Annotated in this window: 1 rRNA gene; it reads left to right on the forward strand. The window is 53.6% G+C overall.

Annotated elements, in window-relative coordinates:
• A 23S ribosomal RNA gene (locus CWI73_RS12480) occupies nucleotides 1–1,382 on the forward strand; the annotation flags it as partial.

A 1,382-nucleotide genomic window follows, 5' to 3' on the forward strand; every position in this document is an offset into this window, starting at 1 on the left:
CGCGTGAAAGTGCGTAGGCTGGTGACTTAGGCAAATCCGGGTCGCTAAGGCTGAGACACGAGACGAGCACCTACGGGTGTGAAGTTGCTGGTGCCCTGCTTCCGGGAAAAGCCTCTAAGCTTCAGATGAACATCGACCGTACCCCAAACCGACACAGGTGGTCAGGTAGAGAATACTAAGGCGCTTGAGAGAACTCGGGTGAAGGAACTAGGCAAAATAGTACCGTAACTTCGGGAGAAGGTACGCCGCTGATGGTGATTGACTTCGCGTCATAAGCTGCTGGCGGTCGCAGTGACCAGGTGGCTGGGACTGTTTATTAAAAACACAGCACTCTGCTAACTCGAAAGAGGACGTATAGGGTGTGACACCTGCCCGGTGCCGGAAGGTTAATTGATGGGGTTAGCGTATGCGAAGCTCTTGATCGAAGCCCCGGTAAACGGCGGCCGTAACTATAACGGTCCTAAGGTAGCGAAATTCCTTGTCGGGTAAGTTCCGACCTGCACGAATGGTGTAACCATGGCCACGCTGTCTCCACCCGAGACTCAGTGAAATTGAAATCGCAGTGAAGATGCTGTGTACCCGCGGCTAGACGGAAAGACCCCGTGAACCTTTACTACAGCTTGGCACTGAACATTGAACCTACATGTGTAGGATAGGTGGGAGGCTTAGAAGCACTGGCGCTAGTTGGTGTGGAGCCATCCTTGAAATACCACCCTTGTATGTTTGATGTTCTAACATTGGCCCCTTATCGGGGTTGTGGACAGTGCCTGGTGGGTAGTTTGACTGGGGCGGTCTCCTCCCAAAGAGTAACGGAGGAGCACGAAGGTTGGCTAAGTACGGTCGGACATCGTACGGTTAGTGCAATGGCAGAAGCCAGCTTAACTGCGAGACAGACACGTCGAGCAGATACGAAAGTAGGTCATAGTGATCCGGTGGTTCTGAATGGAAGGGCCATCGCTCAACGGATAAAAGGTACTCCGGGGATAACAGGCTGATACCGCCCAAGAGTTCATATCGACGGCGGTGTTTGGCACCTCGATGTCGGCTCATCACATCCTGGGGCTGAAGTCGGTCCCAAGGGTATGGCTGTTCGCCATTTAAAGTGGTACGCGAGCTGGGTTTAGAACGTCGTGAGACAGTTCGGTCCCTATCTGCCGTGGGCGTTTGAGAGTTGAGAGGAGCTGCTCCTAGTACGAGAGGACCGGAGTGGACGAACCTCTGGTGTTCGGGTTGTCATGCCAATGGCACTGCCCGGTAGCTATGTTCGGAATCGATAACCGCTGAAAGCATCTAAGCGGGAAGCGAGCCTCGAGATGAGCTCTCACTAGCACTTTGAGTGCTCTGAAGGGTTGTTGAAGACGACGACGTTGATAGGCGGGGTG

It is taken from the genome of Idiomarina piscisalsi (assembly GCF_003987095.1).
Classification (GTDB): domain Bacteria; phylum Pseudomonadota; class Gammaproteobacteria; order Enterobacterales; family Alteromonadaceae; genus Idiomarina; species Idiomarina piscisalsi.